Annotated in this window: 17 protein-coding genes and 1 riboswitch; of the genes, 9 read left to right on the forward strand and 8 right to left on the reverse strand. The window is 54.3% G+C overall.

Features of this window, described 5'->3' with window-relative positions:
• Positions 1–15: 15 nt before the first annotated feature.
• Complete coding sequence (locus tag KA369_10860) at positions 16–1,122, reverse strand: AraC family transcriptional regulator (protein MBP7736462.1); 1,107 nt, start codon at positions 1,120–1,122, stop codon at positions 16–18.
• A gap of 3 nt (positions 1,123–1,125) precedes the next feature.
• A complete protein-coding gene (locus KA369_10865; protein MBP7736463.1) occupies positions 1,126–2,181 on the reverse strand; it encodes a helix-turn-helix transcriptional regulator in 1,056 nt (351 codons plus the stop codon).
• Between the two features lie 525 nt (positions 2,182–2,706).
• Here KA369_10865 and KA369_10870 point away from each other — a divergent pair.
• Positions 2,707–3,459 carry an SDR family oxidoreductase gene (locus KA369_10870; protein ID MBP7736464.1) on the forward strand — a complete coding sequence of 251 codons (753 nt, stop codon included), beginning with the start codon at positions 2,707–2,709 and terminating at the stop codon, positions 3,457–3,459.
• Positions 3,460–3,472: 13 nt separating this feature from the next.
• Here KA369_10870 and ribB read toward each other — a convergent pair whose 3' ends face one another.
• The 5 genes from ribB to KA369_10895 all read right to left on the reverse strand — a co-directional run bounded on the left by ribB (position 3,473) and on the right by KA369_10895 (position 7,363).
• A complete protein-coding gene (gene ribB / locus KA369_10875) occupies positions 3,473–4,132 on the reverse strand; it encodes a 3,4-dihydroxy-2-butanone-4-phosphate synthase (GenBank protein MBP7736465.1) in 660 nt (219 codons plus the stop codon).
• A 104-nt stretch (positions 4,133–4,236) separates the two neighbouring features.
• Positions 4,237–4,385: riboswitch (FMN riboswitch) on the reverse strand.
• A gap of 80 nt (positions 4,386–4,465) precedes the next feature.
• Positions 4,466–5,191: a DUF3592 domain-containing protein gene (locus tag KA369_10880; GenBank protein ID MBP7736466.1), complete on the reverse strand. Its 726-nt coding sequence runs from the start codon at positions 5,189–5,191 to the stop codon at positions 4,466–4,468.
• 66 nt (positions 5,192–5,257) lie between these two features.
• Entirely contained in the window at positions 5,258–6,085 is an 828-nt protein-coding gene (locus KA369_10885; GenBank protein ID MBP7736467.1) for a 4Fe-4S binding protein, read from the reverse strand.
• Between the two features lie 26 nt (positions 6,086–6,111).
• On the reverse strand, positions 6,112–6,495 hold the full coding sequence (locus KA369_10890; protein MBP7736468.1) for a hypothetical protein: 384 nt from the start codon (positions 6,493–6,495) through the stop codon (positions 6,112–6,114).
• Between the two features lie 43 nt (positions 6,496–6,538).
• Positions 6,539–7,363, reverse strand: a complete 825-nt coding sequence (locus KA369_10895; protein MBP7736469.1) for a 4Fe-4S binding protein — start codon at positions 7,361–7,363, stop codon at positions 6,539–6,541.
• Positions 7,364–7,666: 303 nt separating this feature from the next.
• On the opposite strand from KA369_10895, the gene KA369_10900 reads away from it, so the two are divergent.
• From KA369_10900 to KA369_10915, 4 genes are all read left to right on the forward strand, one after another.
• Positions 7,667–8,446 carry a hypothetical protein gene (locus KA369_10900; protein MBP7736470.1) on the forward strand — a complete coding sequence of 260 codons (780 nt, stop codon included), beginning with the start codon at positions 7,667–7,669 and terminating at the stop codon, positions 8,444–8,446.
• Positions 8,447–8,541: 95 nt separating this feature from the next.
• Entirely contained in the window at positions 8,542–9,006 is a 465-nt protein-coding gene (locus KA369_10905; GenBank protein MBP7736471.1) for a winged helix-turn-helix transcriptional regulator, read from the forward strand.
• 49 nt (positions 9,007–9,055) lie between these two features.
• Positions 9,056–9,895, forward strand: a complete 840-nt coding sequence (locus KA369_10910; protein ID MBP7736472.1) for an EFR1 family ferrodoxin — start codon at positions 9,056–9,058, stop codon at positions 9,893–9,895.
• 82 nt (positions 9,896–9,977) lie between these two features.
• Complete coding sequence (locus tag KA369_10915; protein MBP7736473.1) at positions 9,978–10,967, forward strand: NAD-dependent epimerase/dehydratase family protein; 990 nt, start codon at positions 9,978–9,980, stop codon at positions 10,965–10,967.
• A gap of 10 nt (positions 10,968–10,977) precedes the next feature.
• Here the strand turns inward: KA369_10915 and KA369_10920 are convergent, their stop codons facing one another.
• Positions 10,978–11,505 carry a hypothetical protein gene (locus KA369_10920; GenBank protein MBP7736474.1) on the reverse strand — a complete coding sequence of 176 codons (528 nt, stop codon included), beginning with the start codon at positions 11,503–11,505 and terminating at the stop codon, positions 10,978–10,980.
• A gap of 252 nt (positions 11,506–11,757) precedes the next feature.
• Between KA369_10920 and KA369_10925 the strand changes: the two genes are divergently transcribed.
• The 4 genes from KA369_10925 to bfr all read left to right on the forward strand — a co-directional run bounded on the left by KA369_10925 (position 11,758) and on the right by bfr (position 16,389).
• A complete protein-coding gene (locus tag KA369_10925; protein ID MBP7736475.1) occupies positions 11,758–12,735 on the forward strand; it encodes a hypothetical protein in 978 nt (325 codons plus the stop codon).
• A gap of 116 nt (positions 12,736–12,851) precedes the next feature.
• Positions 12,852–15,317, forward strand: a complete 2,466-nt coding sequence (locus KA369_10930) for an FIST C-terminal domain-containing protein (GenBank protein ID MBP7736476.1) — start codon at positions 12,852–12,854, stop codon at positions 15,315–15,317.
• 109 nt (positions 15,318–15,426) lie between these two features.
• Positions 15,427–15,825, forward strand: coding sequence for a transcriptional repressor (locus KA369_10935; protein ID MBP7736477.1), 399 nt, complete (start codon positions 15,427–15,429; stop codon positions 15,823–15,825).
• A gap of 93 nt (positions 15,826–15,918) precedes the next feature.
• The gene (bfr, locus tag KA369_10940) at positions 15,919–16,389 is read left to right on the forward strand and encodes a bacterioferritin (protein MBP7736478.1); all 471 of its coding nucleotides are present in this window, start codon (positions 15,919–15,921) and stop codon (positions 16,387–16,389) included.

Consider the following 16,389-nt stretch of genomic DNA (forward strand, 5'->3'; position numbering starts at 1 on the left):
GTTTGCCGCTCCGCTTTACAAATCAGAAGGCGTTTTTTTGTTTCTATCCCTGAACTGCGTGGGGGTCATTCCTTCCGATTTGAGAAAGGCGGTATTGAAAACGGTCTTGGAGATAAAGCCGCACTGGAGGGCCGCGCGGAGGACACTCATGGCGTCGTTCTCCAGGAGTAGCTTTTTGGCGGCGCCGATCCTGTATGAATTGACGTAGGAGCGAAAATTCGTATCGAGCCGGTCGTTCAATATTTCAGAAAGCTGATGGGGTGTGATGCCGAGAAGGGCGCTTAACTGCTGCAGGGACAGGCCCTCGTCAAGATAGATCTTTTCGAGCTCCATGAGCTCCTGCAGGCGCTCGATCACCGCCTTCGTGTCGATGCCGCGGAGCATCGATTTCGCGTATCGTGTCGCGCTCGCGTCCTTTTGCATTTCAAGAAAAAAATCGGCGTGTTTTTTTTCCCAATAATAAGAAATAATGAGCAGGACGGTTATGACGAGAACCGTCCACCGGTGCATCAGGCTCTTATCCGAGACTATCGCGATATAAATGATGAAAAGCATGGATATCCATAAAAGATTATAGCCAAGGAAATACTTTTTCTGTATCAAAAGCCGGATGCCTCTTTTTGAAAGGGTCCGGTAACCGTGAATGACCCCGAGGACAAGGCATGCGATTAAATACGGCGCCGCTGAGTACATGATGAAGAGATAGATGCCGCGCGCCGCCCCGCTATGAATGGTATCGAACCCCACGGACGCGAGCTTTACTTCCGGGCTTTGCAGGAAAAAGGGAATGAAATAAACGACCGCAAGGACCCCCGGCGCGAATAGGAGCGCGGTAAGAGGGTCCAATCGAATTTTTCCTTCTATCATTATCTTGAAACGGCAATACACCAGGGGGCCCAGAAAAAGCTCGAAGGGCTGGTTGAGATACAGGAGATGCGGATAATATCGATAAAAAAAGGTATCCTCTGACAGCATGAACAGGGAGTCCGCTCCCCAGAGAAATAACAGGGAGAAAATGACTATGATTTCCGTTCTATTTCTTTTTTCCATGAAAATCCCGAAGGAAATCGTTATAAGCCAGCAGGCGGCCGCGAAAATTAATGCGTTAAGGATGGCGTCCATGGTTCAGGCCCGCCTTTTTTTGCTTTGCTGTATGAATTCCGTGGGAGTCATGCCTTCACGCCTGGAAAACGCGTTGTTAAAGGCGTTTTTCGATTTGAACCCGCATTCATAGGCCGCGTTGATGACGCCGATATTCTCGTTTTCCAGGAGCATTTTCTTCGCTTCTTCGATCCGGTACGCGTTCACGAAAGTGGGGAACGTGGCGCGCACCGTGCCGTTGAGAATCTCCGAAAGCTGGTGGGGCGTGATGCCGAGGCGGGAGCCCAGGCTTTTCAGCGACAGGTCCTCGTCGAGATAGAGCCGTTCAAGCTCCATGAGCTCCTGTATGCGCTCCACGACGGCGCCGGTATTGACGCCCCCGAGCATCGACCGCTTGTACCTGGTCTCGCTCGAGTCTTCCCGTATCAGGAGGAACAATTCGGGGTATTTCTTTTCTATGAAGTAAAAAAGGACGATCATGCAGTTGGTGACGATTATCATCACCCGTATCATGCCGCTCTGCCCCGTGAGATATACGGCATACCCGGTTATGGCGATGGTTATCCAGAGAAGATTATAAGCAACGAGGACTTTTTTCTGCATTATCAGCCGAAGCCCTTTGGCGGAAAGCATCCTGGACCCGTGGACGATGAAAAGGGCTAGGCAGAATACGAACCATGGAGTCTGGCCGTACACGATCGCAAGATATATGGCGCGCACGGCGCCGTTCTGAATGTTCTGGAACCCGGCCAGGGCGAGCTTCTCCTGTCCGCTCAGCGTGAAATAGGGGATGAAATAGAGGACCGCCAGGATCCCCGGCGCAAAAAGGAGCAGGGTGAGAAGGCTGAGCTTCATTTTCCCTTCCACCAGTATCCTGAAACGATAGTATATCAGGGGGCCCATGAAAAGCTCGAAAGGCTCGTTGACATGGAGGAATTGAGGATACGAATAGATGGCGCCGGTTTCCTCCGCCAGAATGAACAGGGTGAAGATTCCCCATAGCGAACAGAAGGTAAAAACGATGATCATGTCGGCTTTTTTTCTATTTTCCGAGAAATAGCCGAAGGCGATGGCGATCACCGAACATATGCTCGCTAAGGACAATAAATTCAGGGGATCGTGCACTGTTTATTCCTGCCGCGTCTCTCGCATGGTGATAATCGAACCGTTTTGCCATTCCGATCCGGTCACCGACTATGCTTCAGTGAAGCATTTATACATATTTTGTCAATTGTTATCTGACGCGTTTTATCGTCGCACATCCCCGGGGCGGCCTGATCGAACAACAATAACCCCTTGGGTTACTGTGCCTCGACGGGCTCGTGATCAGTAGCAGTCAAATTATTGGGATGGGGAGCTATCCCGCTCACTCCGCCTCGTAGTTACATCCTGTAAGACTCGGCTGCCGGCGGCATCCGTGCCGCCTGTTCACGGGATAGCTCCCCACCCCAAAAGAAAATACCGCGACCCGAGCCTGTCGAGGCATGATTGCCGCCCTTCGGCTTTGCTCAGGAACCGCGCAGTCGAGGCATTATCCTTGACAGATGTGCATCCGGCCGGATAATCGTGGAAGAAGTATTACCACATTGCCAAGGAGAAACATATATGAGATTCAAAGACAAGGTCGCCATTGTGACCGGCTGCAACACGGGGATCGGCGAGGCCATTGCCATGGCCTTCGGCAGGGAAGGTGCGAGCGTCGTCCTTGCCGACTGCGTGACCGATAACCTGGAGGGCCACGCGAAAAAAATAAAAGAGAGCGGCGGCAGGGCGCTGCCGGTGAAGACAGACATCAGCAGCCCCGACAGCGTTAAGGAGATGGCCGCGAAGGCCCTCGGCGAATTCGGGCGGATAGACATCCTGGTCAACAACGCGGCCTACACGAATATCAGCCTGAAGCCCTTCATGAACACCGAGCCCCATGAATGGGACGGGGAGATAAACACCACCCTGCGGGGCACCCTGAACTGCTGCTGGGCCGTGCTGCCGCAGATGGCGAAGCAGGGCTACGGCAGGATCGTGAACATCACCACGGCCGGCGTGAAGACCGGGTCGCAGTACCTGTCGCTCTACGGCGCGTCCAAGGCCGCGGTGGCGCAGTTCACCAAGTCCCTGGCCATGGAGGTCATGGGGCAGGGAATCCTGGTGAACGCGGTGGCCCCCGGCATGATAAAGACCGGGGCGCTGAACCGTGTCTTCGGCGAAGACCTTCTCAAGACGCACCTGGCCACACAGGGCGTGAGCCGCCTCGGCGAGTCCGGGGAAGTGGCCGGGGTCGTGCTCTTCCTCTCCTCGGACGAGGCGAGCTACGTGACGGGCCAGCACTGGTCTGCCTGCGGCGGCCTCAGCCCGCAGTAGGGAAGTTGCCGGCTCAGAGCCCCCGCTCTTCCCGATACTGGACGAGATCGTCCACCGTCATGACGGGCATGACGTGCTTCAGTGCGAAGTCGATGACGCCCGGCAATTTCGCCATGGTGCCGTCGGCGTTGGTGAGCTCGCAGAGCACGCCGCAGGGCTTGAGCCCCGCGATGCGCATCAGGTCCACCGTGGCCTCGGTGTGGCCGCGCCGCTCCATCACCCCGCCGGGGCGCGCCCTGAGGGGAAAGACGTGGCCCGGCCGCCGGAGGTCGTCGGGCCGCGCGCCCTCCGCTATGGCGGCCCTGACTGTGGCGACGCGGTCCGCGGCGGACACGCCGGTGGTCACACCCCGGGCCGCTTCGATTGAAACCGTGAAAGCCGTTCCGTAGGCGCTGGTGTTTGCGTCCACCATCATCGGAAGCTCCAGCGTCTCCACCCGGTCCGGCGTGAGGCAGAGGCACACGATTCCGCTCCCTTCCCGTATAAGCATGGCCATCTGGCCCACCGTCAGGCGCTCCGCCGAAAAAATGATGTCACCTTCGTTCTCCCGGTCCTCGTCGTCGGTCACGAGAATTCCCCGGCCTTCACGAATGGCGGCGATGGCTCCCTCGACCCGCTCCCGGGAATCGCCGAAATGTTTTAGCTGATGGTTGTGATTGATGATCTGATCCATGGTAATAGCTCCAATGTAAAAAATTTACCAGAATCAGGGCTTGTGAAAAGACAGGTTTGCTTGAAGATAATGAAACATCCTGCGAGATGACAGCATCCGCGGATCCCTAATCTCTTCCATCCGGACTGTAACCGTCGGCTCCGGCATCTCACCGGATCTGCTGACCTTTCCTTCTAGTGGAAAGCGCTCGCGGGCTCCCCGGAAAATCCGGGATACCGCCGGTGGGGAATTTCACCCCGCCCTGAGAAATAGTGAATTTAGGAGGCGATCGATGGATATTTTTGTCAAGGTAATTTCTGGTGCGGGCTGTGCCGGATGATATGCTGAGGTCAGTTATACCGTCGTGTTCCGCAATGGCCGCCGTGGATCGTATACAACCGGTATCTCCTTTCCTTCCTCCGGGGGCGCCGTTGTCTTATAGAAGCCGCTTATCTGCCTGCCGGTGTCAGTGGTAAATTCATAGCGCACGACCATGATCCGGCCGCTTTTCCGCGACTGGGACGTGGCTCTGATCCTGGTCACCAGGGCCGAGGCGGCCGTGCCGTTGCGCAGGAGTTGGAGCCGGTTCCTGCCGGAAAGGTACGATGTCAGGAAAAGCCCGAGGCCCGCGGCAATGAAAATAACACTGAGAAGGTCCATGATGCTGATGGTATCGCCGGCGAAGCGGCAGCGTGAAGGCTTCCGCGGATCGTATTCGACCGCCACCGGCCTGCCGGGATCGAGCCGGGCCATGAAGTCGTTGTCGTAGGACCAGAGTCTTGCGTTGACGGCGCGCCCCTGCCTGTCTTTGAAGCTGATTTCGATGGTGTACAAGGGATTTCTGTTTATCGTGCCGGGGAGGCGGCGGATGTGGACCAGGCGGGCCGACGCGGTGACGCCATGGCGGTTCAGGATGACATGGTCCCACAGCGGCGGCTCTTTCATGACCATGAACGTTCCCCAGGCGATAAGCCATACCATGCCGAACATTATGTTGAGCTTGCGTCCCCAGTCCACCATTTCCCAGGTAACGCGGCGCGGCGGCCGCTGGTCTGTCAGGGCATTTTTTGCGAGTGCCATGACAATGTTATGAAAGGCTTTCGGGGGAATGTCAAACTAAAAAAGAAAACCCAGGCGCAACGGCCGTCACGAGATGTCGGCCACCTTCCGCACCCGCTCCATGATCCGCCGGAACAGCGCGTCCTGGTCGTCCATGACGAGGGAGAGGGCCCCCGTCGGGCAGGCCTTGACGCAGCGGCCACATCCCTTGCAAGAATCCAGTATGCGCGCGGCGCCGTCCTCGATCCGCACCATGGCGGCGAAGCATCCCTCCGCGCAGATCCCGCAGCCGTTGCATAGTTTCGGGTCGACTCGGACCGATATGCCCGGCAGGCGGTGATAGGCCCGGTCGAGGTTGGGGCCGGGCCGCTTCATGTCCGTGCGGTACATGCAGCAGCAGTCGTCGCAGAAGCAGATGAACATCAGGTGCTTGAAATCGGGGAGGCCGAAGGCCACCACGTCGATCCAGACGTGGGCAATGTTGGCTATGAGGCCTGCCTCTGCCGCCCTGCGCACGTGGGCCTTCGCCTCGTCGTAGGTGGCGCGCCTGCCGTGGGAGGGGTGGATCCTCTCCGCGCCCTTTCCGAGGGCCATGCAGCCGATGTTGATTGGATGGTTGGTACACTGGAATTTCTTCCGGCACACGCATTCGTCGAAGATCACGATATGGGACGCCTCGCAGACGAAGCGCTCCACCGCCTCGGTCGGCACCACGACGCTTCCCTGGCGGGGAACCTCCACGCCGATAGGAATGGATGTGACCTCGTTGTGGGGATACCGGAAGAAGAGGCTGATGAAGTGCTTCAGCACCGGGTAATCGCTCCAGCGCTTTCCCATGGTCATGAGGGGCCAGGTCAGGTCCGTGGCGACCTTGGCCATTTTTTTCGTGGGGCCGTATCGGAACAAGTTCTTCATGAAAGCCTCCTTGCTGTCCGCAGGGCCTATCGCCGGTCCAGAAGTATGTCCATGAAGTCACGGCCCAGGGCGCGGGGCAGCCCGATGAAGTAGGCCAGGGCGATGGCCAGGTCCACAACCCCCAGCAGTCCCGCCATGATATTTCCCGTGGAATAGCCGAGCCACGCGAACAGGAAGAAGGCCGCAGTGCGCAGCATGCCGTCCCAGAAGACGATGACCGCCCGGTGCTCCAGGTCGCGGGCCGCGAAGATCAGCATGATCCCCATGAAAAGCAGGAAGAACGCCGGGAGCAGCAGCCAGAAGCGGTTGTCCGGCGCGGTGATGCCCGTCGGGGCAAGGCCCCCCGGTATGATGAAGGTCAGGGCCGCGCCGATGTTGAAGAGGCCGGTGGCGATAACGAACTTTTTCATGTCAGTGATTCCTCCATATAAATATTAATATCTCCTATTATCATCAGCGGTACTGGATGATGCCGCTGATGCGTCCTGTCAGCTCGTCGATCGCCTCTTCGACCGAGTCGATTGTTGCGGTGATCGCCTTTTCGGGACAGAGGGTGGCGCAAATGCCGCAGCCCCTGCATCGCTCCCGGTCGATAACCGCTCCCCCTTCGTTGACAGTCGCGGCCCCGGCAAAGCAGTGTTCCGCGCAGGTTCCGCACCGGGTGCAGCGCGCGGTATCCACGGCCATGGAAAGGCCCTTGAGCTTGATGATGGATTCCTCGATTTCCCTCGGCATGAATTTCCGGTTGTTCATGATGGTGCAGCAGCAGCGGCAGCAGAAGCATATCGTCAATAGCTTTCCGCGGTCCCTGACGCCCCAGAGGAAGTTGTCCGGCTTGAACCGTCCCGCGAAGGGGATGAGGCCGTTTTCCACGCAGGCCCGGGCGTGGGCGATGGTTTCCTCGACGCCGCTATGGATCGAGACGGCCGGGTCGATTTCAGCGGCGCCGTCTCCCAGGAAGATGCAGGCCAGCTCGATCGAATGATTGGCGCAATGGTTGCCGTCCCTGCAGGTGCACCGTTTGATGATGGCGCGGCTGGAGGCGCTCCGGATGAGCTCCTCGATGATCGCCAGGGGAAGATAGGAGCTCCCGGCCCCGGCTATGGCCCTGTTGATAGGCAGATAGGTGATATTGAAATTTTTCCCGCTCAGGATGGGGACCACCAGCTTTTTCACCAGGGGGCCGGCCAGGGGCAGATGGGTCGCCTTCACGATCCCCCCCGAGAGGGGGAACGTTTTCGCTAAAACTTTGAGCCACCATGCGGGTCTGCGCGACATGATCGGAACCTCTCATTGATTCTCCCATCGATACTGCGGTGCTGTCGAGAATTTATTGATAGGGCGGGTAAAAATATTTCATGCTGTTGATCAACACCCAACAAAATGATCGTTGACCAGCCTGACAAAATGTATATACTATCCACAAAATATCAGACTTGTTGCGAAATTGCGTCTCGCCCTCGCGGGGGGCTTTTAGGGCTGGCATTAATGAAACATCCTGTCCGCTCGGTCTTCGCCTCTTAACCCCGATTTAAAGATCCAGATGTGCAATAAGTCCATTGAATGATAAAGGTGCACTGAATGATGAAAAATGGATTTCAACTGATGATACTCTGCGTGATGATGCTCGGCTGCGCCCGGGGGGCGGTCAAGAAAGAGCTGCTCTCCCTCATGGACAATCCAGGCACCGCCGCCGGCTCAGACCTGATGACGGCCCTGTGCGGATGGCCAGCCGGTGACAAACTGCGGCCCGATTCCATGGATATTGAGCTTGGGCCGGAGAGCACCGGCAGCAGCGGCCAGGGTTTTGTCCGCATTTCGGCCGGGGGTGATTCCTTTTCCTGCACGGGTAAAGTTTCCTTCTCCTACTGGCACTCCTATGGGGGAGGCCATGGTTACAGCGGCGGGAACGAGATTCAGCTTGGAAAATTCAAAAGACTGGATGCCGTTGACGCAGCGATAAGCGATCCGCCGGGGGCGCGGCCCATCGGAATGAACGAAACGAGGAAGGGACAGCTGGGAGAAAAGAGCGGACGCCTGCCGGACGGGTCCTTCGCAGATCATTATAGTATCAATCTGGAAAACGAAAATCCCCTTTTGCGGTTTAACCTGGAGGCTGAAAAGGGCCTGAACCCCCGCGGCTACGTGTACCAGGGCGGTAAACTCGTTGATGTATTCAGCTCCCGGTGGTCCGGAACTGCGCCCTATGATAACATCTGTTTCCTGGAAAAAGGGAGGGCTGTCGTGCTCATAACCACCGGGAAGAAATCGGGCTCCTATGCCATTCGTCTCGACGAGCCCGATGAGGCTGCCCGCTCCATGTTGAAGATGCCCGAGCGTTACAGGAAAAAGGCCCGGTGAGCGACGGAATCAGCAGCGGGACGGTTGACGGCACTTTCCAGAAAAAAATAGTTTATTAACTTGACATTTAAGTAGCTTAATTATATATTGCATGCATGAAGAACAATGATCTGCTCTCCTTAAACGCCCAGTTCAACCGCATTGTAAACAAATTCAATGCCTTCAGGAACAGGAAAGTCCAGTACGAGCTCGGCCATGTCTTGTACCCCGCTGAAATACAGGTCCTTATCATCATATCCATGAAGCCGGGAATTACCGTTTCGTCGATAGCCGATGAATTGTATATAAGCGCCAGCGCGGCGTCACAGCTGGTCAGGAAACTCACGAATAAAAAATATGCTGTGAAAAAACGTCTCAGCGGCAATGAGCGGGTTGTGGAGCTCTATCTCACCGATTCCGGGAAAGGCGCGGTTAATTCCTACCGGGCCTTTGAGGCGAAAACGGCCGGCGAATTTTTAAAGCATTTTTCCAGGCTCACTGATAAGGAAAAAGACAGTTTGATGAAGCTGTTCAACGGGATCGAGAAAATGATGGATGAGAAGCTGGAAATGACACAATGAAATTTTTTTGCATAATAGTTAAGTAGATAAAATAATAAGGAGATAAATTATGAAGATCAGGATCATTTACTTTTCAGGCACGGGAAATACGACCTTTATCACCGACAAGCTTATGGCGGCGCTTCGCGACAAGGCCGGTGATATACGGGCCATTCCGGTGGAAGAAGCGATTTCCCGGATTGACGCGCTGGAAACGGGAGCGGAGACGATCCTTGGCGTCGCCTACCCGGTCTATGACCTGAGCGCGCCTGAAATCATCGACCGGTTCATCGAGCTGCTTCCCATCTCCCGGGCGCCTGTCCCTGTCTTTATCTATTCAACGCAGGCATTGATCAGGCTGGATTGCAATGCCGTGACGTCGAAAAAATTAAGGGAGAAAAATTATCTCACAATAGCGAAAGAAGGCTTCAAGCTGCCTTCCAACGGCCTGTCTTTTTACGGCGACGCGGGCCATGTCGCCTATCGGTACGCCACCCGTTTTGAATATTCAACTGACATTAAAATCGTGAAATTCTCCAATCGGATTATAAGGCAGTACGCGAGGTTCCGGAACAAACCGTTTTCGCTGAATCCCTACACCTTCAGGGCGGTCAACGTGGTGCGCGGTTATTCACTTCGCCTGGTGGGTGAAAAACTCTATAGAAACCTTCAAGTAGATACACGGTGCGTCAGGTGCGGCATCTGCAGCGCCCTGTGCCCCGAAAAAAATATTGTAATCACCCGGGAGGGAGTAATGCTCAAGGAGGATAATCATTGCCTGCGCTGCCTGAGATGTGTATATAGCTGTCCGTCAAAATCGATCAATTTTACCAGTTCCGCCAGAAGCGGCAATTATACTTCCGCCATAAGGCAGCAGAGGTATGTGCAGTCTATTATAAAAACGAATTGATTATATTCATATATGATGTATGCTATGGGGCGCAATGGGTCATGATGAACGGCAGGATGGAATATTAAAGAGGGAGGGGGCAATGAAAAAACTCGTCACAGGCGCGACCGGGTTCATGGGCTCATCGATCGTAAGAGAGCTCTTGAAGGACGGCGAAGAAGTCAGGGTCCTCGTGCGTAAGACCAGCGACATGGGCAATATCGACGGCCTTGACGTGGAGATCGCTTATGGGGACATCCGCGACGGCGACTCCATGCGGCAAGCCCTCAAGGGCTGCGACACGCTCTATTACACGGCCGCTTTTTTCGCCCACTGGGTGCCGGACAGAAAACTGCCCTACGAGGTCAACGTCGAGGGGACGAAGACATCGATGAAGGCGGCCCTCGACGCCGGGGTGCAGAAGGTGGTGTACACGAGCACCAACAACGCCCTGGGGGCCCACGGCCCGATACCGGTGGACGAAAGCGCCCAGTTCAACCACTGGAAAACCGGGGACCACTACTCCATCTCCAAGTACCTCGCAGAAGAGGAGGCGAAAAAGTTCGTTCCCCTGGGTCTGCCTATCGTCATAGTCAATCCCACCCTGGTCATCGGCGTGCGCGATATCAAGCCGACACCCTCGGGGCAGATGATAATCGACATAGCCACGGGACAGATGCCCGGATACATCGAGGGGGGGACCAATATCATAGACGTGGAGGACGTCGCCCGGGGCCATATCCTCGCGGCCAAGAAAGGCAGGATCGGGGAGCGATACCTATTCGGTAACCAGAACATGACGGTATCCGAGTACTTCAGCCTGATTGCCGAGGTCGCGGGAGTCAGGCCACCGCGGATAAAGATACCGTACCACGCCGCCGTCGCCATGGGCTATCTCTTCGAGGCGGCGGCCTATTTCACGAAAAAGCCTCCGGTGGTCACGGCCTCGGAGGTGCGGATCGGCAAACTGCAGGAGTGGTATGACTGCTCCAAGGCAGTGAAGGAGCTGGGCCTTCCCCAGACGCCGGTGCGGCAGGCCATAGAGAAGGCCCTTCACTGGTTCACCGAAAATGGATATATTAAAAAGAAATGACCCGGACGGGTCATTTCTTCATCCGGTCTTCCCCGACCCATTCGTCCCAGCTCGATTCATATCCGTCATAATGGATAAAATATTTTTTGCCCTTCACCTTCAGAATGACCGCCGGATACCACTGGTCGTTCCACAGTACCTGTACGCGGTCGTTCACGGCATAACCGGCGGGGGCCGGATTCTCGGAACCGCCGGACGTGTCGGGACCGGCGACGCGGCGATAGGTTCCCGGTTTTTCCGAATCGAACTGGATCGTGAGCCTGTCCCCCTTCAGCTGGATGATCTTTAAAACCGGGGGGCCGTCGAAGCCGCAGTCGCTCAGCTTGATGATGTTGCCGGCCAGTGTCCACTTGCATTGAAAGGGACTGGGCCCGGAATAGGTAAAGGAGCCGTTTGCTTCAAAGATCAGGCTGTCCCGATTTCCCGGATAATTTTTGAGTTCTTTCAGATTTTCCCAGCTGCCGACAATGGGCGGATCGGCCAGGAGAGTGATGGGAATAAGACAGGTAAAAACAAGCGTCAGCATTATGGTTTTCATAGGCTCCTCCTGTTTTTTATCGTCATGCAGGATCATAGCCATCGGATTATGATCTGTCAATAATAAATGTCACGGTTGTTTTTCGCCCTGTCGATCGGGGTGTTTCATTGGCGAATCCCATGATCTGCCGCAGATACGCGGTCCTATTTTATATGTTGACCGCGCCGGAGATATAGGACAGTATGAGGCCGTAACGCAATGATATTTGATAAGCTGATGAAGTCATAATGAATAAAAATCAGGATAAACCCTATGAGAATAATAGCGTATCTCATCATCATCTCTCTTTCCGCTTTAGCGGTCAGCTGCGACAAAAAGGCGGCAGACTTACCGGTAAAACAGTTCAGCAGCTACACATTGCGGCAGGGCCTGCCCCTCCATGAAAGGATTACACCGGCGCCGAAGGTCGTCACGGATTTCTGGATGGAAGCGGATGGCCGAAAGGATTATACTTCCTACTCGCCGAACGGAAGGGAAATGTCGGATATCAGAAAGAGCCTGGAACTGCTGCCGCCTCTTCATAAGAAGGTATTAAAAGAACGCCTCCTCGGTATTTATTTCATCAATAATTTTCTGGGGAGCGGCGGGGCGGACTGGGTCATTGACGGTAAAAGGAACCTTTATTTCTATTTAATCATCAATCCCAGGCTGCTGGCGATGAAAGACCTTTCGGAAATGCTGACATGGCGGGAGCGTTCATGCTTTATCGATGAAAGGGATGTAACGATTTCGGTGAATTGCGGCAGCGGCGTCAATCAGTTGACCTACATAATGCTCCATGAAGGCACCCATATGATAGATTATGCGAACCGGATCACTCCCAATGTTGAAAAGGAAGTGATTGAATTGTACAACGACACAAAGACGGAGACGGATTTTGTCAGGGGTGTCTGGAAATCAATCCATGATCCGGTCAGGCCCTATAATTTCAGAAAAGACGTGACTTTTTATGGATTCAACAAGGGCCCAAAGATAAAGGCGTCGGATGCCCCGAGCATATATCGCGGTCTGTCAGAGAGCCCCTTCGTATCCCTCTATGGTAGTCAGAGCTGGGCAGAAGACCTTGCGGATTTCGTCACCTTTTATCACGTGACCCAAAAGATGAAGCACCCCTATGTCATATCGGTTAAGATAAAAGGAAAGGAGATCGTCAACTACAAGCCAATGGATAATCCCGAGGTGAAAAAGCGTTTCTGGCTGATGGCCGGGTTTTATGAGAATAAACCATGAGTTTGAGGGAATAATATTCATAATTTATTGTCATAATCGATATCTTTTCGATATATTGAACGTGCGGGTGTGGCGGGCATAGACCATGTTTATCGTTGATGGCGGGTGATGATAAAATGGATGAATCTCCGGTACATATTATAAAAACGGATCCCTCCCTTGCGGGACTTTCAAGCGAGGTTTTTCAGTTCCCTGCCGGAAGTTCCCCCCTGGCCATCGCCTTTATTTCGCCCCATCTGGATTTCTCGGACGTCGTGTCGCGTTTAATGGGCCATGCCGGGAATACTCCTCTGGTGGCAGTGTCCACGGCGGGCGAGCTCTGTTCCATCAATCAGGGCGAGCAGCTCTACTGCCCCACGGGTCAGTCCTGGTCTACGGTTGTCGTCGAAGTGTTTTCCCCTTCTTTGATCAATGCGGCCAGCATTCACGCCATTCCTCTGCCCAATGAGGATATCCGTCGCGGGACGCCCTCTGTCCCGTGGGATGAAAGGGTCAGGCGAATCGCCCATTCGCTGGCCTCGGTCCGGCCCTCTTTTCCGCTCAGCGTCCGTGACAGCTTCGCGCTGACCTTCATTGACGGGTTATCGGCCTGCGAAGGCCAGTTCATGGAGGCGGTATACGCCAGCGGCCGCTTCCCGGTGCTCTTTGTGGGCGGTTCGGCCGGCGGCAAGCTGGATTACCGGCATACATACCTCTTTGACGGATCCCGGGTTATTGAAGACCACGCGATCGTGATTTTCGTGAAGGTCGCGCCCGGCATGGCCTACAGCGTTCTCAAGTCGCATAATTTCCGCAAGACCGGCGTTTCATTTGTTGTCGTGGACGCCGATCCTGACCGGCGTACCGTATCCCTGGTCCAGGACACGCAATCCGGCCGCATCTTACCTCTGGTGGATTATTTGACCATGCTGCTGGGCGTGCCGCCCGGGGAGCTGGATGATAGGCTGACCGGATATTCCTTCGGTATCGAGCTGGAGGGGGAATTATTCATACGGGCCGTTAGAGAAATAGATCCGGACAATAGAGTAATGACGTTTTTTTGCGACATAAGCCCCGGTGATGAGCTTTTCTTGCTGGAGGCCGTGGATTTCATTGAAACCACGCGCCGCGCCTTTGACGATTTTTTGCTGGGCAAACCCCGACCGGTTGTGGCGATCCTGAACGACTGCATCCTGCGCCGCATTGGCAACTCTTGCGAGCTCGACGGTCTCTCCTCCCGCTGGTCGTTTCCCATGGCCGGTTTTTCGACCTTCGGCGAGATCTTCGGCATCAATATCAATCAAACATTGACCGCCATAGTATTCTTCGAGGACAGTGACGGCCATTTTCGTGACGCCTTCATAGATAATTTCCCTGCCATCTATGCGGGCTTCGCCCAGACCAGGCTGCACCGCCTGATGACGCTGAACCGCCTGCTGATCCGGGCCGCCGACCAGATGAACAAGATGACCGTGGGGGAGTTGCCCATTAATCCGCTCCTGGGCAAATACCCGGATGAGATCGGCTACCTTGCCAACGCCTTTCATCGCTTGATGGAGAAGCTGCTGAACAATCAAAAAGAGATGGCCCAGATCATCGAGTTTCTTCCGGATCCGACCTTTGTCCTAGACCAGGAGCAGAAAGTGGTCTTCTGGAACAAGGCCATGGAACAATTGACCGGAACGAAGAAGGAGGATATGATCGGACAGGGCGATTACGCATACGCCGTTCCTTTGTACCGGGAAAGGCGGCCGATTCTGATCGATGCCATTTTTCTTCCCGACGTCGAGCCGGATGAACGGTATAGGAACGCCCATCGTGTCGATAATACCATCTATACGGAAACGTATATTCCCCACATGAACCGGAATGCCGGCGCATACCTCTGGATAGCGGCGGCCCCGTTGTTCGATTCAAGCGGCCGGCGTATCGGGGCCATCGAGGTCATACGGGACATCACCGAACGAAAGCATGCCGAGCAGGCCCTGGAGAAATCGCTGGAGGAAAAGAATGTTCTTTTCAGAGAGCTCCAGCACCGGGTCAAGAATAATCTCAATATCATCGCGAGCCTTCTTAACCTTTCCATACCTGATTTGACCGATGACCATTCAATAAAGATCATCAATGACACGGTATCCAGAATACACTCCATTTCGGAAATATATACCCAGTTGAATGATACCGGCGATCCGCGGGAAGTTGATCTGGATGACTACATTAAAAAAATGGCCCTATCCCTTGTCGATACCCTGACCGTGGGAAACAGGCGTATTGACGTGAACATGAAGCTTGATGGCATCAAGCTTGACATCAAGCGCGCGGTACCGCTCGGGCTTATTTTAAATGAATCGATGACTAATACGGTGAAATATGCCTACCCTGATGAATCAACGGGAGTATTGAATGTCGAGCTCGGCAAAAAAGGGGAATATATCACCCTTGTCGTTTCAGATGACGGTATCGGATTGCCGGAGGCCGTGAAAAACGGCACATCAAGGGGAATGGGATTGCAGCTCATGGAGATGCTCACCAGGCAGATAAAAGGAGAGCTGGCAATCAATTCCGGGAATGGCACCTCCATAGGGGTGACATTTAAAGAGTGACCCGGTGGGTATCGTTTCATCATAAATAAAAAGAAAGTGACCCCGATTTTTTCACGTTTTGACTTGACCTTTTCCGGTTTTTATATTAATATTAAGAATCATTATTAACATGAAAACCATACGCCGCAAAAGCAGACAGCGCGAAAGGATTTGCGAGTTCATACGATCCCGCATGGATCATCCGACGGCGCAGCATGTCTATGACGCATTGAAAAAGGAAATGCCCTCCCTCAGCCTGGGCAATGTGTATCGCAATATCAGCATACTGGTCGAGGAAGGGCGTTTAACGCGCAGGGAGTTCGGCGACGGGATGGAGCATTATGACGCCATACCGGGATTGCATTATCACTTCATCTGCGATACATGCAAAACCGTTACTGATTTTCCCATGACTGTACAGGACCTGATAACGAAAAAGGCCCGGGAAATGACGAAGAGTCACATATCAGGCCATACCATACAGTTTTACGGCATTTGTGACAAATGCCTGAAACGAAAAAAGAAATAATAAGTATCGCGGGCAACAAGGCCATGGCGTCAATGGGGGCCATGGTCCAGGGATTGGCATCTTAAAATTTCTAACAATAATGGGAGGTTGTAAATGAAAGGAAACGAGAAACTTATCGGCGCGCTCAATGCGCTCCTTGCGGACGAGCTGACGGCGATCAATCAGTACATGGTGCATTCGGAGATGTGCGACGACTGGGGATATGAGAAGCTCCACAAGCACTTCGAGAAGCGCGCCATAGACGAGATGAAGCACGCGGAAAAGCTCATCGGCCGCATCCTGTTCCTGGAGGGCACGCCGACGGTCAGTACGCTGAACAAGATCATGATCGGGGACAAGGTTGACAAGCAGCTGGCCAACGACCATGTCGCTGAGGAGGGGGCCATCAAGGCCTACAATGAGGCCATCATCCTCGCCGGCGAGGTGAAGGATTTCGCCACTCGCGATTTTCTCCAGCAGATATTGAACGATGAAGACGCCCACATGGACGGCATCGAGGAGCTGCAGAGCCAGATAGAGCAGATGTCGCTCCAGGTGTTTTTAACGACGCAGGTAAAAGAATAA

The sequence above is a fragment of the Spirochaetota bacterium genome (assembly GCA_017999915.1).
Lineage (GTDB): Bacteria > Spirochaetota > UBA4802 > UBA4802 > UBA5550 > RBG-16-49-21.

Coding starts and splice junctions, on each gene's coding strand:
- KA369_10900 (MBP7736470.1), top strand. CDS start 7,667: ATGATGAAAAATGGATTTCAACTGATGATACTCTGCGTGATGATGCTC.
- KA369_10890 (MBP7736468.1), bottom strand. CDS start 6,495: ATGAAAAAGTTCGTTATCGCCACCGGCCTCTTCAACATCGGCGCGGCC.
- KA369_10860 (MBP7736462.1), bottom strand. CDS start 1,122: ATGGACGCCATCCTTAACGCATTAATTTTCGCGGCCGCCTGCTGGCTT.
- KA369_10905 (MBP7736471.1), top strand. CDS start 8,542: ATGAAGAACAATGATCTGCTCTCCTTAAACGCCCAGTTCAACCGCATT.
- KA369_10910 (MBP7736472.1), top strand. CDS start 9,056: ATGAAGATCAGGATCATTTACTTTTCAGGCACGGGAAATACGACCTTT.
- KA369_10880 (MBP7736466.1), bottom strand. CDS start 5,191: ATGGCACTCGCAAAAAATGCCCTGACAGACCAGCGGCCGCCGCGCCGC.
- KA369_10920 (MBP7736474.1), bottom strand. CDS start 11,505: ATGAAAACCATAATGCTGACGCTTGTTTTTACCTGTCTTATTCCCATC.
- KA369_10870 (MBP7736464.1), top strand. CDS start 2,707: ATGAGATTCAAAGACAAGGTCGCCATTGTGACCGGCTGCAACACGGGG.
- KA369_10930 (MBP7736476.1), top strand. CDS start 12,852: ATGGATGAATCTCCGGTACATATTATAAAAACGGATCCCTCCCTTGCG.
- ribB (MBP7736465.1), bottom strand. CDS start 4,132: ATGGATCAGATCATCAATCACAACCATCAGCTAAAACATTTCGGCGAT.
- bfr (MBP7736478.1), top strand. CDS start 15,919: ATGAAAGGAAACGAGAAACTTATCGGCGCGCTCAATGCGCTCCTTGCG.
- KA369_10915 (MBP7736473.1), top strand. CDS start 9,978: ATGAAAAAACTCGTCACAGGCGCGACCGGGTTCATGGGCTCATCGATC.
- KA369_10925 (MBP7736475.1), top strand. CDS start 11,758: ATGAGAATAATAGCGTATCTCATCATCATCTCTCTTTCCGCTTTAGCG.
- KA369_10935 (MBP7736477.1), top strand. CDS start 15,427: ATGAAAACCATACGCCGCAAAAGCAGACAGCGCGAAAGGATTTGCGAG.
- KA369_10895 (MBP7736469.1), bottom strand. CDS start 7,363: ATGTCGCGCAGACCCGCATGGTGGCTCAAAGTTTTAGCGAAAACGTTC.
- KA369_10885 (MBP7736467.1), bottom strand. CDS start 6,085: ATGAAGAACTTGTTCCGATACGGCCCCACGAAAAAAATGGCCAAGGTC.